The organism is Gemmatimonadaceae bacterium, from assembly GCA_036273715.1.
GTDB lineage: Bacteria > Gemmatimonadota > Gemmatimonadetes > Gemmatimonadales > Gemmatimonadaceae > JADGGM01.
The window spans coordinates 91,225-107,057 of record DASUHB010000013.1; the positions used below are offsets into that span (position 1 = coordinate 91,225).

The window sequence follows — 15,833 nt, forward strand, 5'->3', positions numbered from 1 at the left end:
GCGTGCCGAAAGTTCAGAACAATCCACAGGGCGGATCAAAATGAGTTCTCAAGTTGCCGAGTGTCCTGCATGGCTCCCCGCCGTTGACGGTTGCAGGCGCCTTGGAATTTCGCGCGAGCGACTGCGGCGGCGGATCGAATCGGGCAAGATCGTCGGGGAGCTGCGCTTCGGCCGGTGGTTCGTACTGGCCACATCAATCGACGAGTACAAGGCGAGCGAGTTCAGGGCGAACCAAGCAGCCTAACGCAAGTGCGGCCCCGCTCGCGGGCGGTGGCCGGCAGCACGCAGAGACGACGACGATCCACAACGGAGGCGGCGATGATGCAAAACGACCACCCGGTCGAGCCCGGGTGGCCGCAGAAAAACTTCACTTGGTAACGAACAATGTACGAGCGCAATGGGCGGGAATCAAGAGGCGACTGCAGCGGCAGGCTCGCGTGGCTGTTGGCGATGTCGCAGGCGGAGGCAGATCACGCCGCGTTAGCCGCGGTGAAGCGGCTCGCCGCCGATGCTACGGACGGCACGGCGGTCGATCCATTCGCCTGGGCCGGTGAGGTCATCGGAGCTCGGTCGAGCGGCGTGGAGCGGCACGGTGCGCAGGGGCTCGTCGAATGAGCAATCACCGCGGCGAGTACCGGCCGCTCCATAGGGTCCTGCTTGACGACCAGGACTATCAGAGCCTGACGCCTTCAGCGCGGCTCATGTTCGTCACGTTGAAACTCGCGCTGGGCGCGCTCGGCATCGGGGTCCTGTTCGGCGAGCAGCTCGAGGTCGAGACTGGGTTGGCGCGCGACGAGGTCGAGCGTGCCTTGACTGAACTCACGGCGATCGGATGGCTCAAGCGCGACGGCCGCCTGTTGTGGCTGAAGAACGGCTTTCGCTTTGAGCCGAGCTTCGCGCCAACGAACACAACCCACCGTGCCCACGTACACCGAGTGATCGCTGGGCTTCCACGCTCGCCGCTGGTTGCGGAATTCCGGGCCACTTACTCGGAGTGGTTCAACGACGGCGCCGCGCTCAAAGAGACGCGCGAAGTGACTTCGCCTAACCCGCCATCGGAGGGCCCATCTGAGGGCCTATCGGAGGGCCTATCGGAGGGCCCCACACAGGGCCCCACACAGGGCCCCCATGGTGTGGTGTGGAGTGGAGGAGTGGAGAGTTCGTCATCGCACCGAAGTCCAAAGCGGCGACCCCAACGGCGCGCCGCTGCTACTGCCCCGACGCATGACACATGGCTCACCCCGGCGGCGGTGGCATGGGAGAAACGGAACGGCCCCGGTTCGTTCCCGTTCGGCGAAGCGGCGCACGCCCTCGCACCGTTGAAGCGCGCCGGCATCACGAGTGAAGAGATCGGCGTGCGGCTTGCGAATTATCTCGATGCCATGCGAGCGACTGGCAGCGAGCGCTTCGCGAAACTGACCGATTTCGCGCAACGCCACGCGCAGTACGCCGGCCCGCTCGCGCGTCACGGGGAGCTGACACCACTCGGCGAGCAGGTGACGCGCGCTGGCCCGGCCAAGGTGTGCGCATGACCGCGAACACGGAGCTCCAAGACTGGTGCACGGCGTGCCGCGTGCCGATGCAGGAGTGCCACTGGGGTGGCGTGCATCCGGACCCCGCCGCGGACGCCACGGAACAGATCGCGGACGCGGTGATCGATCTTGAGCGACACCCTGAGTCGTACCTGCGGTGGCCATGGGCGGCGCTCGATGCGCTCTACGGTGGCATGGCGCCCGGGCAACTGCACTACGTCGTCGGCTTCTCCGGCATGGGCAAGAGCGTCTTCATCGCGTCGAGCACCCTCCGTTGGGCGGATGCTCGTCGAAAGATCGCGGTGCTGCCTCTCGAGCAGAAGCCAAAAACCTTCCGCACGTACTTGGCTTGCCTGTCGTTAGGCATCGACCCCGGGATGATTCTCAGTGGCGATTTCCACGCGCGCGAGGATGGGAAGGAGCTCGGAGAACGTGTCGCCGAACAGGTGTACGCTCAGATTCGAGAGCCGTTCTGCTCTCGTGTGCTCATTGGGGCGGCGGGCGACGTGACCGTCGATTCCCTCCGCAAGGCAGTTTGGGCCGCCAAGGACTTCGGGGCGGACGCGCTCGTGATCGATCACATCGACCATCTGGGGACGGCACAGGGGCAACGCAAATCGTTTTACGAAGAAAGCGTCGCCGTGAACCGCGCCGCGCTCGAACTCGCGCAACAGCACAACCTGCTGATCATCGCCATGTCCCAAGCGAACCAGGAGGCGCTCCGCGCGACGCATGACCAGCTCTCGAAGTACGCGCCCCTGCGGGACAATCACGTGCTCAACGGCGGGCACAAGCGCCAGGTCGCAAGTGGCATGCTCGGACTCTTTCGGCCTCTGTTAGGACCGCCGGAGGGTGCCGGCCCGGACGATCTCGACGCATGGAAGGATCTCATCGCGGCGGCACGTCGCGGCGATCGCGAACCGCACACCGCGCTCGAGCCGAACACGATGGGCGTGAGCCTCATGAAGTCACGGTCGTACGGCGGCCGTGAGGGCCAGCGCATCAACTTAACTTGGCAGAACGGCCGCATCGTCGAGCGCGAAGCGCTGCCGTACACGCTGCGCGTGCATCGCGGCGGGCTTTCGCTCGGGCAGGCGGTGGCACGTGCCTGACGCGCCGCCTCTCACCGCTCACGAGCCCGCGTCTAACGGCCCCGACGCGTGGGACCTTCCGCGCGCCGCGTCGTTCTTCGGGGTCTCGCCGCGCACGCTCGAGCGGTGGGTTGCGCGGCGCGTCGTTCCGTGCATTGTGTATCCGCCCGCCCGCGTCGAGGAAGGGACGAAGGGCACGAAGCCGATCATCGCGTTCGACCCCGACGAGCTCGCGGCTTGGCGCGATCACCACAAGGTTGGGCGACTCAAGCGAGCAGGCTGACCCACATGGTCTATCTCAGGGGCGGGTCCTCTCGGTTCTGGTTCACGATTCGCACGCGCGACGGCGCATACGTGCACGTCTCGACCCGCGTGCGCGATCGCGGGACGGCCGAGGCGATCGAGTCCATGTTCACCGTGCTCGGCGACAAAGGGCAACGGCGCTGGGATCTCATCGACGGCGTGCTCGCGGGCCGGTGCACCGCGGCGGCGCTCTACGACCACTTCATCGCGGGCACGTTAGACCAACTCCGCGCGCGGCTCGACGACGTGGACCTGGCGCCGGCGGTGACCAAGTGGCGCGAGACGATCGCCCAGCGCCACCGTGGCGAGTCGGTGCGGAAGTATCCGCGGTGGTCGGAAGCGCTCTTCCCGCTCGATGAGCAGGGCAGTGTCCGGCCGGCGATGCGGTCGGTCGTCGCGGACTCGGTGCACATCAAGGGCGTGCTCGAGGCGCTGCCCGGGAGCAACTCGAATCGCCGGCGCCATCACGAAGTATTCACCGCTATTTTTGCCTATCTGGCCGAGGCGCGGCTCGTGCCGGCGGGCCTCATGGACACCGTGAGCAAGGCCAAGCGCGTGAAGCGCGAGCAACCCCACATCGCGCGCATCGAGGACGTACTGCGGCTCGTGCACGCGATGCCCGACGCACGCATGAAGGCACTCGCGGCGCTCGCGGAAGGTGGCGGCCTCGAGCTGCCGGCGATCCGCGCCATGCGGCCGATTGACATCCTGAACACCGACGAGCGCATCGTATTCGCGCACGGCTCGAAGAACGTGTATCGCGATCGACAGGCGGTGATCGATCCGGAGTTCTGGCCGGTGGTTCTGGCGTACGTGAACACCGCCAACGTGCACCCGTTGGGCCTGCTGTTCACTCTCGGCGAGTACCACACACGCGAGCTCTTCCGCGAGACGTGCGCGGCGCTCAGGGCGAAGAATGTGCCGATCCCCGAGGGGTACGCGCCGCACAAGTGTCGCCACACTTTCACGATCCGGCATTTGCAGGCGGGCGACGATCCGACGCTCATCGCCGAGAACCTGGGCCACGCCGACGTGAGCACCATGTTCCGCGACTACGCGAAGTATCGGCCGAAGGCCACGGAGATCCGCCGCGCAGCGCGCGCCAATACCGAGCAGGTCGCGGCGGCGTCTGCGGCGGCCTCCGGTACAGTTTCCGCACCAGTCGCCGATCGCGCTGCGCCGTCGTCGCGCTCGCAGCGCGGTAACGCATTGAGAACACGACAGTTAGGCGGGAAGGGAAAGGCGGCGCAGGGATTGCCCCCGGTGGATTCGAACCACCATTCTCGGATCCAAAGTCCGATGTCCTGCCATTGGACGAGGGGGCAGCAAACCGTTCTAACCTACACGACTGCTGTGATCGACTCAAGCGCGCAAGCCGCGCATCAGTCGATCACATGCACCGCATCGATGCGCGCGAGCGTCTGCGTGAGCACGACCGGCGCGTTCACGCTGCGCTCGAGCGACGCGGCATCGGGCGCCGAGTCGAACACACCGAACACGGTCGAACCGGAACCCGACATGCCCGCGCTCTGCGCGCCCGCGTCGCGCAATCCCTGGATGTATCGCGCGATCTCGGGATGCCGACGGCTCACCGGTGACTCGAGGTCGTTGCTCGGATCGCGCGGAAACGACGTCCATCCCCTGAAATTGCCGTAGCCGGCCAGCGTTGGCTGCCAGCCGGCCGCCCGATCGGCGTCGAGCCAGGCGTACGCATGGGCGGTGGCGACGCCGAACGGCGGACAGACGAGCGCGACGTGCGCTTCGCCTAACGACGGCATCGGTTTAAGGAGCTCGCCGCGGCCGGTGGCGAAGGCGACCGGGTGCGTCGACACGAGGTACGGGATGTCGCTGCCCAACCGCGCGCCGATCGCCGCGAGCCGCGCGGTGCCCAACGGCGCCGGCGCGAGCGCGTCCAGCGCCCGGAGCACCGCGGCCGCATCGGCGCTTCCGCCGCCCAACCCGCCGCCGACCGGGATCCGCTTCTCGATCTCGATCGCGAACCCTTTGGGCCACCGCGCGGCCCCGGCGTACGCGTCGGCGGCGCGCAGCGCGAGATTCCGCTCCGGCGGACCGACGTCGGCGCCCCGGCAATCGATGGTTCGTCCGCCCGGCGCCACGCGCACCATGACGTCGTCGCCTAACGCAAGGCGCACGTACCACGTGCCGATCTCGTGGTAGCCATCGGGCCGCCGGTCGAACACGTGGAGCAGCAGGTTCAGTTTCGCGTGCGCGACGAGCCGTGCCGCCGTGCTCATCCGGCGCGCTCGCCGGCCGCCGCCCCCGGCGTTTCCTCGCCGCGCGTCGCGTCCGCCGTGTCGCCGTCATTGGCGCGCGACAGGTCGCGGAAGTGCAGGCCTAACCGGGCGAAATAATAGATGCCGATGAGCGTGATCGGGATGTACGTCAGGACGTGAAATCCCACCGCCCAACTGGTCGCCCGCGCGGCGTCCACGCCGTACAAGCCGAGGCCTTGCTGGCCAACGTACTCGAACACGCCGAAGAATCCCGGCGCACTCGGCACCGACACGCCGATCGCGATCAAGCCCTGCACCAGGAGCGCGGCGCTGAACGGCGCCGCGATGCCCACCGCTTGGAACGCCAACCAGAACGCGAGGCCGTTCACCAGCCAGTGCAGCACCGCCCAGAACAGCACTTCCAGAAAGCGCCACGGGTGCCGCAACACGCCTAACCCGGAGGCGAACGAGGCGAGCGCCTCCACGCCGCGCCGTTCGAGCCGCGGCGCCACCCGGCGAGAAAACAGCTCGAACAATCGAATCACGCGATCGGGGAAAAACACCACCAAGTACAGCACGAAGACGGCGATCGCGACGAGGACGCCGCCGCCCACCATCCACGTCACCACCGGCTTGCCGGCGACCAGGTGCTGCCGCGGAAAGGCCGGGTCGAGCATCGCCGCCAGCATCAGAATCAGGACCACGAACGCGTCGAACACGCGGTCGACCGCCAGCGATGCAAGCGACGACGAGAACCCGACCCGCGGGGTCTCCTGCGTGAGGGCGTAGGCGCGGGCGAGCTCGCCGGCGCGGGCCGGCACGACGTTGTTCACCATCATGCCGATGGCGGTCGCGCGCCACAGGATGCCTAACGGAAGATCCGGCGCCACGCTCGCCAGAATCGGCCGCCACCGCCGCGCCCGCAGCGGGAAAATCGCCGTCCCGGCGATCGTCGCGCCCGCGAAATACCAGAGATTCGCGTTCCGCAGATGCTCCACGACGCGGCCGAAGTCCACCGCGTGGAACGCCCAATAGAGCAAGCCGATGCTCAGCAGGATGCCGAGCACGTTCCGCCATCCGATTTTCACCGGCAGTGATCCTCGAGCACGCCTGCTACTCGACCAGCGCGAGGTCGATCAGATCGAACAACTCCTGCACGATGTCGCGCGGTGGCGCGTCACCCTGGTTGCGAATCTCTTCCCGCAGCTCGGCCGCCCGCGCCAGCGCGCTGCGTCCGCGGTAGAGCAGGGACTCGATCGGCACCACGTCTGCGTCGGGGAGCTCGGCGGGCTGGCTCAACGGCGTGGTCTCGAGCGTGCTCAGGCCCGTCAGGCCGTCCTGCAGCAGGGCGCGCAGCGCCGGTCCCGTCGGCGTGCGGACGCGGCCGCGCGCCGCACCGGCCGTCGGCGCCGCCGCGTTAGGCATGGCGCCCGCGGGCGCCGGAGCGGCGGGAGCCGGGGCTGGCGCCGGGCCTGCGGCCGGCGGTCGGGGCCGCGGCGGCGCCGGCTGCGCCGGCGATGCCAGGGGCGTGGGCCGCACCGGCGAGGCGCCGCTGCCTAACCGCTCCAGCCCCCGGGCGATGTCGGCCGCGCTCAGGTCGGGGTTGGTGAACAACGCCGCCGCCGCGTCCACGGCCGCCAGCGCGCTCGCTTCCAGCGCCGACGCCCGCGTGCTCCACTCGGCGGCGAAGCGGGCCACCAGCTTTTCGCCAAAACTGTTCGCCGTCGCGCCTAACGCACGAACCGCGTTGCGCACATCGCGCGACAGCCGGTCCCGCTGGTCGCCGCCGCCGTGCGAGCGCGCCTCGGCCACCACCCCGCGCAGATGCTCGGCCAGACTCACCACCTCGAGGCGGAACCGCTCGGCCGGCGTCGTCGGCGGATGCGTCGCCGCCGATACCACTCCCGAGCTGCCGTCGCCGGGAAAGAGCTCGGCAATCGGGATGATCCGGTCGGCGCGCCCGCTCTCGTCCGCCACCGCCGACAGCGCCGACTCGAACGCCACCATCTCACCCATGCTCGTCGCCGGCCGGCCGGTCGCCGCGATATCGCGCGACACGCGTCGCAGCACGGCGGCCGCCGCGGCGAACAACGCGGCTTCTTTCGGTCCGCATGAACGCGCTGCGCCCGCAATCTCCATCGACTTGAGCGTGTTCTCGAGTGCCTCCATGACTTCGGGCAATGGCGGCATGTCCCGCACGTCGGCCACGCCGCGCAGCGCACGCACTCGCTCCGTTGCGGACCCGATCACCGCGGGACTCGCCCCAGGTCCGAGCGCATCGAGCGCACGCGCCAACTCGAGCGTTTCGGCGCCGAGGAAGTTGCTGCGCGAGGCAACGGTCCGGCCGGCCGTCTGCGGCGTTGCGCCCGGCGGCGCAAACCGCGCCAGCTCCTCGCCGCGCGCGCGGGCCCGCTGCTCTTCGAGCGAGCTCCAGCTGCGCACGCCCCGCACCAGCAATCGCAGGTCGTCCACCGCCGCCACCAGCGCCGCGCTCGATGCCGCGTCCCAGACCAACCGCCGCTCGCGCAGTGCGCGCGCCACCCGTTCGACCCCCGCCGCGACCGCCGCGATCGCCGTTTGGCGCGCCATGGTCGCGCTGCCCCGAAGCCGATGTGCCGCCGCCGCGAGCGCATCGACATCCGGCGACGCGCTCCCCGGGCGCGCAGCGCCGACGAGCGCGTCCATCTGATCGATGTACTCCGTGGCTTCGACGACGAAGAAATCCAGGACGCGAACCGACGAGCTCATGCAGGCTCCAATCGCGAAGATGCCGGGGGCAGCAAGTTAGGGACGATCGAGCACTTAGGTCAACGCGACCGCGCGGCTTGCATGGCCGAACGCATCTCGCGTACCGACTCCGCCATCCCGACGAAGATCGCGCGACTGACGATCGAGTGACCGATGTTCAGTTCTTCTATCTCCGGGATCGCCGCGACTGGACCGACATTCCGCACCGTCAACCCATGTCCGGCGTGAACGGCCAGACCCAACTCGGCGCCGCGGGTCGAAGCACGTCTCAAGGCGTCGAGCGCTTGTTCGCCGCCGCCCAACGCATAGGCGCCGGTGTGCAACTCGATCGCGTCCACCCCCAACTCGTGTGAGCGCTTTACCGCGTTCAGGTCAGGATCGATGAAGAGACTCGTTCGCAGCCCGGCGCGTTTCAGTCTGAGAATGCCGTCTGCCAGCCGCTTGGGATCCTGGTCGACATTGAGGCCGCCCTCGGTGGTCACCTCCTGTCGCCGTTCGGGAACGAGGGTCACCTGGTACGGCCGCAGCGCGGTCGCGACGCCGAGCATCTCGTCGGTGAGTGCCATCTCGAGGTTGAGGACGGTTCGGATGTTTGTGGCGAGACCGCGGATGTCGTCGTCATGGATGTGGCGACGGTCCTCGCGAAGGTGCGCCGTGATTCCTTCTGCGCCCGCGTCCTCGCACAGTAAGGCAGCCGCAATCGGATCCGGTTCATCGGTTTTGCGTGCCTGCCGGAGCGTCGCCACGTGGTCGACGTTGATGTAGAGCCGCTGATGATTCGCTCGCATTGACTAGTTGGCGTTGGTTCGCACCACTTTCACTCGGAGTCACATCGTGAAGCGCTTGGCAGCAGTCCTCGTTTTCCTCGTGGCGTGCAGCAGCGCCGCGCAACAGCAGCCGTCGACCGGCGTCTCGACCAACGTCGTCGGCGCGGATTCTCCCCGCCAGGCCGTCCAGCAATTTCTTGCCGCCGCCCACGCGCAGGATCTCAAGGCGATGGCGCTCATCTGGGGCACCAACGATGGACCGGCGCGCGACGTCGTGGATCACTCACAGCTCGAAAAGCGCGAGCTGATCATGGAGTGCTACGTCACACACGATTCGTACGCCGTAATGAGCGAGGTCTCCGGCGAGAAAGGCTCGCGCGTGCTGTCGGTGACGCTCACGAAAGGCCGACTGGCTCGCGAGTCCAAGTTCACCGCCGTGAAGGGACGTGGCGATCGCTGGTTCATCCAGGACGTCGAGCTGCAGCCGCTCAAGGATCTCTGCGCCGCCTCGTGATGGCTGCGGGTGGGAACGCTGCCGCCCGTTCACCCGTTTAATATTCGGTCAGTTCGATAAGGACGCCTCCAGTCGCGCTGGGGTGGAGGAAAGCAATTCTCTTCCCCTCGGCGCCGATGCGGGGCGTTTCGTCGATGAGCCGGACCCCCGCCGTTCGACAGCGGTCGAGCGTAGCGTCGAGGTCCGGCACGGCAAAGCAAATATGATGGATGCCGGGTCCGCGGCGCGCCACGAACGTGGCGATCGGTGAATCTTTTCGGGCGGCTTCGAGCAGCTCGACGAGAGAGTCGCCGGCGGATAGTCCGGCGATGCGTGCGCCGTCGGCGTCATCGAGCGGGACTTCCTCGAGTCCGAGGATGTCGCGATAGAACGGAAGGATCTGATCGAGCGCGCTCACGGCAATGCCAATGTGAGCAATGCGCGTTCGGTCTGCGTGAGCTGGTGTCGGAGACGGCATCGGTGGTTGGTGCGGGTGCACAACGATAAACTACACAGTAGATTCGCGACGGGCGAAAATACACGGCGGAGGCAAGGGCAGCATGTCGAATGCATTGGCGGTAACGGATACCACGTTCGAGGACGAGATAGAGAAGCACGAGGGCTTGGCGGTCGTCGACTTCTGGGCGACGTGGTGCGGCCCGTGCCGCGCGATCGCTCCGATGCTCGATCAGCTAGCCGTCGAGTACGTGGGCAAGGCGAAGGTCGCGAAGCTGGATGTCGACGCGAATCAGAAAACGGCAATGCGCTTCAACGTCCGGTCGATCCCGACGATTCTCTTCTTCAAGAACGGCAAGTTGGTGGACACCGTCATCGGTGCGGTGCCGAAGGCGCGGCTCTCGGAGAAATTCCAGAAGTACGCCGTGTCGGAGACCGCGTCCCTGAAGCAGGGCTGAACGCGTAACGGCAGTCAGACATGAGAGCCCGGTCTTGGAAATCCTCCAGGACCGGGCTTTTTGTTTGCGCAGCGCTTAGACTGAAATGACCATGCGCTGGTTCGTGCGGCCGGCGCAGGACCAACTCTCCGAGCAGCCACCCGATCGTCGTGACGTCGTCTGCGGGACGCCTGTACGTGGTGAGCACGCCGATCGGGAACCTCGGCGATTTTTCGGCGCGCGCGGTGGACGTGTTGCGATCGGTCGCGTCGGTGCTGGCGGAGGACACCCGGCACTCGCGTCACCTCCTGGACCACTACGAGATCCAGACATCGCTCGCGTCGTATCACGAACACAACGAGGCGCGAGAAACGCCGCGCATTCTCGACCGGCTCGCGGGCGGCGAGTCGTTCGCGTTGATCAGCGACGCTGGTACGCCGCTGCTTTCCGATCCGGGTGCGCGGTTGGTGAGAGCGGCGATCGACGCGGGCATCGACGTGGTGCCGGTGCCCGGCGCGTCGGCGCTGTTGGCGGCGCTGGTCGCGTCGGGATTGGGTGTCGATCGCTTCACGTTTTTTGGATTTCTTCCGCGAAAGGGGCATGAGCGCACGGACGCGCTCGAGGCCATTGCTTCGTTGACGCACACGGCCGTGGTGTACGAAGCGCCGGGGCGGGTCGCCGACACATTGGCCGAGCTCGAGCGTCATGGCGCGGGGGAGCGGGAGGCGGCGGTGGCGCGGGAGCTGACGAAGCAGTTCGAGGAGACGCGCCGGGGAACGGTAGCGGAGCTGGCGCGGTACTACGCGGATGCGCCGCCCCGGGGCGAAGTGGTGATCGTGCTCGCGGGGCGTGCTCCGTCGTCACCCGATGAGGGCGCGGCGCGCGAGCGGGCGCGCGTGTTGCGAGAGGGCGGGGCGAGCGCCCGTGATGTGGCGCGTGCCTTGGTGGAAGAGCACGGGCTTGCCCGCAACGCGGCGTACCGGCTGGCGCACGAGCCGGAGTAGCGCGCGCGTCTGACCAGTTGCCGTGAGTGGTGCATGCCGATGCGACGCATTGCCTTCATCCTGTGTGCCGGTCTCGTCTCGTTAGGCGCGGGGCGCGCGGCGCGCCCCGCGCCGGCGTCTTCCGCCGCCGAGGACGGCCTGCGCATGACCATTGCGCGGCTGCAGTACGACGGCGGCGGCGATTGGTACGCCAATCCGTCGAGCCTGCCTAACTTGCTCGAGGCGATCGGGACGCGGACGTCGCTCAAGGTCGAGCGCACCGAAGCGCGCATCACGCTGATGGATGACCGGTTGTGGGACTATCCGTTCATCCACGTGACCGGCCACGGCAACATTCATTTCAGCGACGCCGAAGTGGCGCGGCTGCGCGAGTATCTGGAGCGCGGCGGCTTCATCCACTTCAGCGACAACTACGGCATGGACGCGAGCTTCCGCCGGGAGATCAAGCGCGTGTTTCCCGACCGGCCGCTGGTCGACGTGCCGTTGTCGCATCCGATCTATCACATCGTGTACGATTTTCCGCGCGGGCTGCCCAAGATCCACGTGCACGACGGCAAGCCGGCGGAAGGGTTGGGCATTTTCCTGGGCGACCGGCTGGCGGTGTTCTACGATTATCAGTGCGATCTGGGGAACGGCTGGGAGGACACGACGGTGTACCACGATCCTCCGGCGAAGCACGAAGCGGCGCTGCGCATGGGAGTGAATCTGTTCGTGTACGCGGTCACCAGCCGGCCGGTGTCGTGACGGTCACGGGGCTGGTGCGGCGCGAGCGGTCGCGGTTAGGCATCGCGATCCTGGCGCGGGGGGTGGCCGTTGGCGTGGCGGCGGCGGCGGTACTGCTGGCGGCCAGCACGCTTGCGTTAGGCAGCGCGCGGTGGATCACGCGGCCGGGCGCGCCGCTGGCGTCGTGGGGCGTGGCGGTGGTGGCGGCGCTCATCGCGTGCTGGTGGGCCCGCGGCGCGGTGCGGGCCGCGGCGTCGTCGCACGCCGTCGCCCGGGCGATCGAGCGCGAGCGCTCGCTCCGGCGCGGGTCGGTGCGCGCGGCCCTCGAGGTGCGCGACGCCGGCGCCCTCGGCCGCCATGCGGCCGAGGCGCTGGGGTCGCGCCTCGCCAGTGTCCGCGGGGCGCTCGCGCCCGCGGCGCAGCGCACCGCGCTGCGCCGTGGCGCGATCGCCCTCCTCGCCGCCGTCGCCGGCCTGGCCGTGTTGGGCGCGGCGCGAGGCGCCGCGCCCGACGGATGGCGCGCCATCCGCCACCCCATCGGCGCCTTCCGCGGCACCATCCTGCCTCCGTTAGTCATCGAGGACGCCGCACACGAGATCATGCGCGGCGACAAGATGCCGCTCCGCATCCGCGCGCAGGACCGCGTCGCCATCGAGCTCCACGTCCGCACCACCGGCTCCGCCTGGCGCACGCTCGACCTGCCCGTCACGGGCGGCGAGGCCGCCACCGAGTTAGGCCCGCTCGATGCCGACCTCGCGATCGTCGCCACCGACGGCCGCGTCCGCACCGACACGCTCGTCGTCCACGTCACCGACCGGCCATTCGTCGGCGACGTCGCGATCCGCGCCATCTACCCGTCGTACCTCGGCCGCGCCACCGAGACCATCCCGACCGGCGAGCCGGCCCGTGTGCCGCGCGGCACCGTGCTCGCGATCAGCGGACGCGCATCCACGATGCTCGACGCGATCGCGCTCGCCCGCGAGAAGGACACGGTGCGCCTGCGGCCGGATGGCCACGCGTTCGCCGGACGCCTCGTCGCGCACGAGAGCGGCCACTGGACCTGGGCGGCCGCCGGCGAGCGCGGCGCCATCGCCGACGTGCCGCAGCCGCTGGACCTCGAGGTGGTCGCCGATTCCGCGCCGCGCATCGACATCGTCGCGCCGGCGCGCGACACGATCGTGCTCGCCGATGCGCAGGTCGCGCTGCGGCTCACGGCCGGGGACGACCACGGGCTCGCCGACATCACGCTGCGCACCACGCGGCGCATGGCCGACGGCACGTCGATGCCCCAGGTGGCGCAGGAGCTCGCGTCGCCTAACGCGACCGCGTGGACCGGCGTCGTGCCGCTCGATCTCGCGCCGCGGCAGCTCGGGCCCGGCGACGCACTGTCCGTCATCGCCGCCGCCACCGACAACTCGCCGTGGCGGCAGACCACCGTCAGCCGCGAGATCGTGCTGCGCGTCCCGACGCTCACCGAGCAGCGGGAGCGCGCCCGCGCGTTGGCGGATTCGACCGCGTCGGAAGTGGCGTCCGCCGCGCGCAACGAGCGCGACCTCGCCCAACGGACCGACGAAGCGGCACGGTCGCGCGCCGACCGGGCGCCATCCACCGGGTCGTCACAGCCTAACGCAACCTCCGCGGCCGGGGACGCGCAGACGCCGCGCGCCATGTCGTACGAGAGCGCCGAGCAGGCGAAGGCGCTGGCCCGCGAGCAGCAGCAGCTCGCCGATCGCGTCCGCCAGGCCCAACAGACCGCGCAACAGCTCGAGCAGCAGCTCCGCGCCGCGGGCGTGGTGGACAGCGCCCTCACGCAGCAACTGCACGACGCGCAACAGATGCTGCGCGACGCGCTCACGCCCGAGTTGCAGAAGCAGCTCGACGACGTGCTCAAGGCGACGCAGCAGCTGTCGCCCGATCAGGCGCGGCGCGCCATGCAGAACCTGGCCCAGGCCCAACAGAAGCTGCGCGAACAACTCGAGCGAAGCGCGGAAATGCTCAAGCGCGCCGCGCTCGAAGGCTCGATGCAGACGCTGCACGACGAGGCGCGCGACATCGCGAAGGGCGAGCATCAGCTCGCCGATTCGCTCGAGCAGAGCGGCGCGCGCGGCGACTCGTCCGCCTCGCGTACGGCGCAGCAATTGAGCCAGCGTTCGCGCGATCTGGCGCAGAACCTCAGCGATTTACAGAAGCGCTTGCGGCAGGACTCGGCCCAGTCGGGACCGCAGAAGTTGCAAGGCGCACCGCAGCGCGCCGATTCGTCTGCGTCGTCCGTCGCGCGCGCCGCGCCCGAGCGCGGCGACTCGGGGTCGCAATCGCAGCAGAGCGATCAAGCCCAACAACGGCCGGGCGCGAAGCAGCAAGGACAACAGAGCCAGCAGGGGCAGCAAGGACAACAGGGGCAACAACGACAGCAAGCCCAACAAGGACAGCAGGGGCAACCAGGCCAGCAGTCGCAGCAGGGCCAGCAATCCGGCGGCTCGCGCGCCCAACGATCGAGCGCTGCCGGTCAGGCGGCCCAACAGATGGACGCCGTGCAGCAGCAGCTCGCGGATGCGCGCGAGCAGCAGATTCAGGAGTGGAAGAATGAGGTCACGTCCGAGCTCGATCGCTCGATCCAGGAAACGATGCAACTGGCGCGCGATCAACAGCAGCTCGCCGACCGCGCGCGCAGTGGACAGACCGATGGATTGCGCGCGGACCAGAGCGCGGTGCAGCAGGGCGTGCAACGCATCCAGCAGCGGCTCGACCAGGCCGCGCGACAGTCTGCGCACGTGTCCGCGCAGTCGCAGGGCGCGATGGCGGACGCGAGCCAGCGTGTGCAAGCGGCAACGCGCAGCTCGGCCGACGGCGCGCGTGCCGGTCAGGAGATGGCGTCGGACATGGATGACGCCGCGGACGCGCTGAATCGCGCCGCGGCGAGCATGGTGCAGGACCGGGCACGCGCGGCGAATGGATCATCGGCGTCCGGGTTTGCGGAGATGATCGAGGCGATGCGCAATGCGGCGAAACAGCAGGGCGCGCTCAACTCGCAGTCGGCCGGGCTCATGCCCATGCCCGGCGCCGAGCCGTCGGCGCAGATGATGGCGCAGGCGCGGGCGTTGGCCGCGCGGCAGCGCGAGATTGCGAACGGCGTCGACAACGCCGGCAATGGCGAGCAGCGCGCAGCGGAGCTGGCCAAGGAGATGCGGCAGATCGCGGATCAGCTGGATCGCGGCCGCGTGGATCCGTCGCTGCTCCAACGCCAGCAGCAGCTGTTCCACCGCCTGCTGGACGCTGGCCTAACGCTGGAGCAGAACGAGCGCGAGGATCAGGGCAAGCGGCAGGCGGAGACGGCGCGCGTCGATACCGCGATCACGACCGGCACGGTGTCGAGCGGCCGTACGGTGGAGAAATTCCGCGAGCCCACCTGGAACGAGCTCCGTGGCCTGACGCCGGACGAACGCCGCGCCGTGCTCGAGTACTTCAAGCGGATCAATGCGGATCAGCCGTAGCGCGGCAGCGCTGGTCCTCGCCGCGCTTTGCCTAACGTCGGGCCGGGTGCGCGCCCAGAACCCGGATTCGGTGGGCTCGGCGTATCTCCGCGGACAGGACCTCGAGACGCGCGATCAGTACGATTCGGCGGCAGTGGCGTACCGTCAGGCGCTCGCCCAGACGCCGAATTCCTTGCCGGCGATGCTGGGACTCGAGCGCGTGTACGCGCAGCTCGGCCGATCGGACTCGCTGCTCCCCATCCTCGATTCGGCGATTGCGCGCGCGCCGCGGCTCACGGCGCTGCGCGCGGCGCAACTGCGTACGTATCGATCGCTGGGGGATCACGCGGGGATGCAGCGCGCGTTCGATCAGTGGCGGCACGATGCGCCGCACGATCCGGCGCCGTACCAGGAGTACGCCCGGATGCTCATCGAGGATGGGTATACCGCGCAGGCCGACACGGTGCTGCAGCTGGCGCAAGCCGAGGCCGGCAGCGGCCGCGGCTTCTCGTACGAGGTGGCGCAGCTCGATGCGGCGATGGGGAAGTGGGAGCCTTCGGCGCGCGCGTGGCGAG

At 68.8% G+C, this 15,833-nt stretch carries 16 protein-coding genes and 1 tRNA gene; 10 read left to right on the forward strand and 7 right to left on the reverse strand.

Annotated features, from left to right (window positions below; all coding sequences use genetic code 11):
- Positions 1-384 precede the first annotated feature (384 nt).
- From VFW04_02585 to VFW04_02600, 4 genes are read left to right on the forward strand one after another with little or no spacing between them, the layout of a single operon-like run.
- Positions 385-615, forward strand: a complete 231-nt coding sequence (locus tag VFW04_02585) for a hypothetical protein (protein HEX5178194.1) — start codon at positions 385-387, stop codon at positions 613-615.
- On the forward strand, positions 612-1,532 hold the full coding sequence (locus VFW04_02590) for a hypothetical protein (GenBank protein ID HEX5178195.1): 921 nt from the start codon (positions 612-614) through the stop codon (positions 1,530-1,532). Before VFW04_02585 ends, VFW04_02590 begins: the two co-directional genes overlap by 4 nt.
- Positions 1,529-2,644 (forward strand): DnaB-like helicase C-terminal domain-containing protein, encoded by a 1,116-nt coding sequence (locus VFW04_02595; GenBank protein ID HEX5178196.1) that lies wholly within the window; start codon positions 1,529-1,531, stop codon positions 2,642-2,644. Before VFW04_02590 ends, VFW04_02595 begins: the two co-directional genes overlap by 4 nt.
- Positions 2,637-2,906: a hypothetical protein gene (locus VFW04_02600; GenBank protein HEX5178197.1), complete on the forward strand. Its 270-nt coding sequence runs from the start codon at positions 2,637-2,639 to the stop codon at positions 2,904-2,906. Before VFW04_02595 ends, VFW04_02600 begins: the two co-directional genes overlap by 8 nt.
- A gap of 236 nt (positions 2,907-3,142) precedes the next feature.
- On the opposite strand, the gene VFW04_02605 is transcribed toward VFW04_02600, so the two are convergent.
- The 6 genes from VFW04_02605 to VFW04_02630 form a co-directional block, all read right to left on the reverse strand.
- Positions 3,143-3,952: a hypothetical protein gene (locus VFW04_02605; protein ID HEX5178198.1), complete on the reverse strand. Its 810-nt coding sequence runs from the start codon at positions 3,950-3,952 to the stop codon at positions 3,143-3,145.
- Positions 3,953-4,180: 228 nt separating this feature from the next.
- Positions 4,181-4,251, reverse strand: a tRNA-Gln gene (locus VFW04_02610).
- A 57-nt stretch (positions 4,252-4,308) separates the two neighbouring features.
- Positions 4,309-5,181, reverse strand: a complete 873-nt coding sequence (gene ispE / locus VFW04_02615; protein ID HEX5178199.1) for a 4-(cytidine 5'-diphospho)-2-C-methyl-D-erythritol kinase — start codon at positions 5,179-5,181, stop codon at positions 4,309-4,311.
- The gene (locus tag VFW04_02620) at positions 5,178-6,248 is read right to left on the reverse strand and encodes a lysylphosphatidylglycerol synthase transmembrane domain-containing protein (protein ID HEX5178200.1); all 1,071 of its coding nucleotides are present in this window, start codon (positions 6,246-6,248) and stop codon (positions 5,178-5,180) included. The genes ispE and VFW04_02620 overlap by 4 nt, the downstream gene beginning before the upstream one ends.
- 25 nt (positions 6,249-6,273) lie before the next feature.
- Complete coding sequence (locus VFW04_02625; protein ID HEX5178201.1) at positions 6,274-7,908, reverse strand: Hpt domain-containing protein; 1,635 nt, start codon at positions 7,906-7,908, stop codon at positions 6,274-6,276.
- 59 nt (positions 7,909-7,967) lie between these two features.
- Positions 7,968-8,696 (reverse strand): pyridoxine 5'-phosphate synthase, encoded by a 729-nt coding sequence (locus VFW04_02630; GenBank protein ID HEX5178202.1) that lies wholly within the window; start codon positions 8,694-8,696, stop codon positions 7,968-7,970.
- 46 nt (positions 8,697-8,742) lie between these two features.
- Here VFW04_02630 and VFW04_02635 point away from each other — a divergent pair, with 46 nt between their 5' ends.
- The gene (locus tag VFW04_02635; protein ID HEX5178203.1) at positions 8,743-9,189 is read left to right on the forward strand and encodes a hypothetical protein; all 447 of its coding nucleotides are present in this window, start codon (positions 8,743-8,745) and stop codon (positions 9,187-9,189) included.
- A gap of 37 nt (positions 9,190-9,226) precedes the next feature.
- On the opposite strand, the gene mce is transcribed toward VFW04_02635, so the two are convergent.
- Positions 9,227-9,646 (reverse strand): methylmalonyl-CoA epimerase, encoded by a 420-nt coding sequence (gene mce / locus VFW04_02640; protein HEX5178204.1) that lies wholly within the window; start codon positions 9,644-9,646, stop codon positions 9,227-9,229.
- A gap of 82 nt (positions 9,647-9,728) precedes the next feature.
- Between mce and trxA the strand changes: the two genes are divergently transcribed.
- From trxA to VFW04_02665, 5 genes are all read left to right on the forward strand, one after another.
- Positions 9,729-10,082, forward strand: coding sequence for a thioredoxin (gene trxA, locus VFW04_02645; GenBank protein ID HEX5178205.1), 354 nt, complete (start codon positions 9,729-9,731; stop codon positions 10,080-10,082).
- Between the two features lie 149 nt (positions 10,083-10,231).
- Entirely contained in the window at positions 10,232-11,065 is an 834-nt protein-coding gene (rsmI, locus tag VFW04_02650) for a 16S rRNA (cytidine(1402)-2'-O)-methyltransferase (protein ID HEX5178206.1), read from the forward strand.
- Between the two features lie 39 nt (positions 11,066-11,104).
- Positions 11,105-11,809, forward strand: a complete 705-nt coding sequence (locus tag VFW04_02655) for a DUF4159 domain-containing protein (GenBank protein HEX5178207.1) — start codon at positions 11,105-11,107, stop codon at positions 11,807-11,809.
- Positions 11,806-15,279 (forward strand): hypothetical protein, encoded by a 3,474-nt coding sequence (locus tag VFW04_02660; protein ID HEX5178208.1) that lies wholly within the window; start codon positions 11,806-11,808, stop codon positions 15,277-15,279. The genes VFW04_02655 and VFW04_02660 overlap by 4 nt, the downstream gene beginning before the upstream one ends.
- On the forward strand, positions 15,263-15,833 hold a 571-nt coding region (locus VFW04_02665; protein ID HEX5178209.1), incomplete at its 3' end, for a hypothetical protein. The genes VFW04_02660 and VFW04_02665, both read left to right, overlap by 17 nt.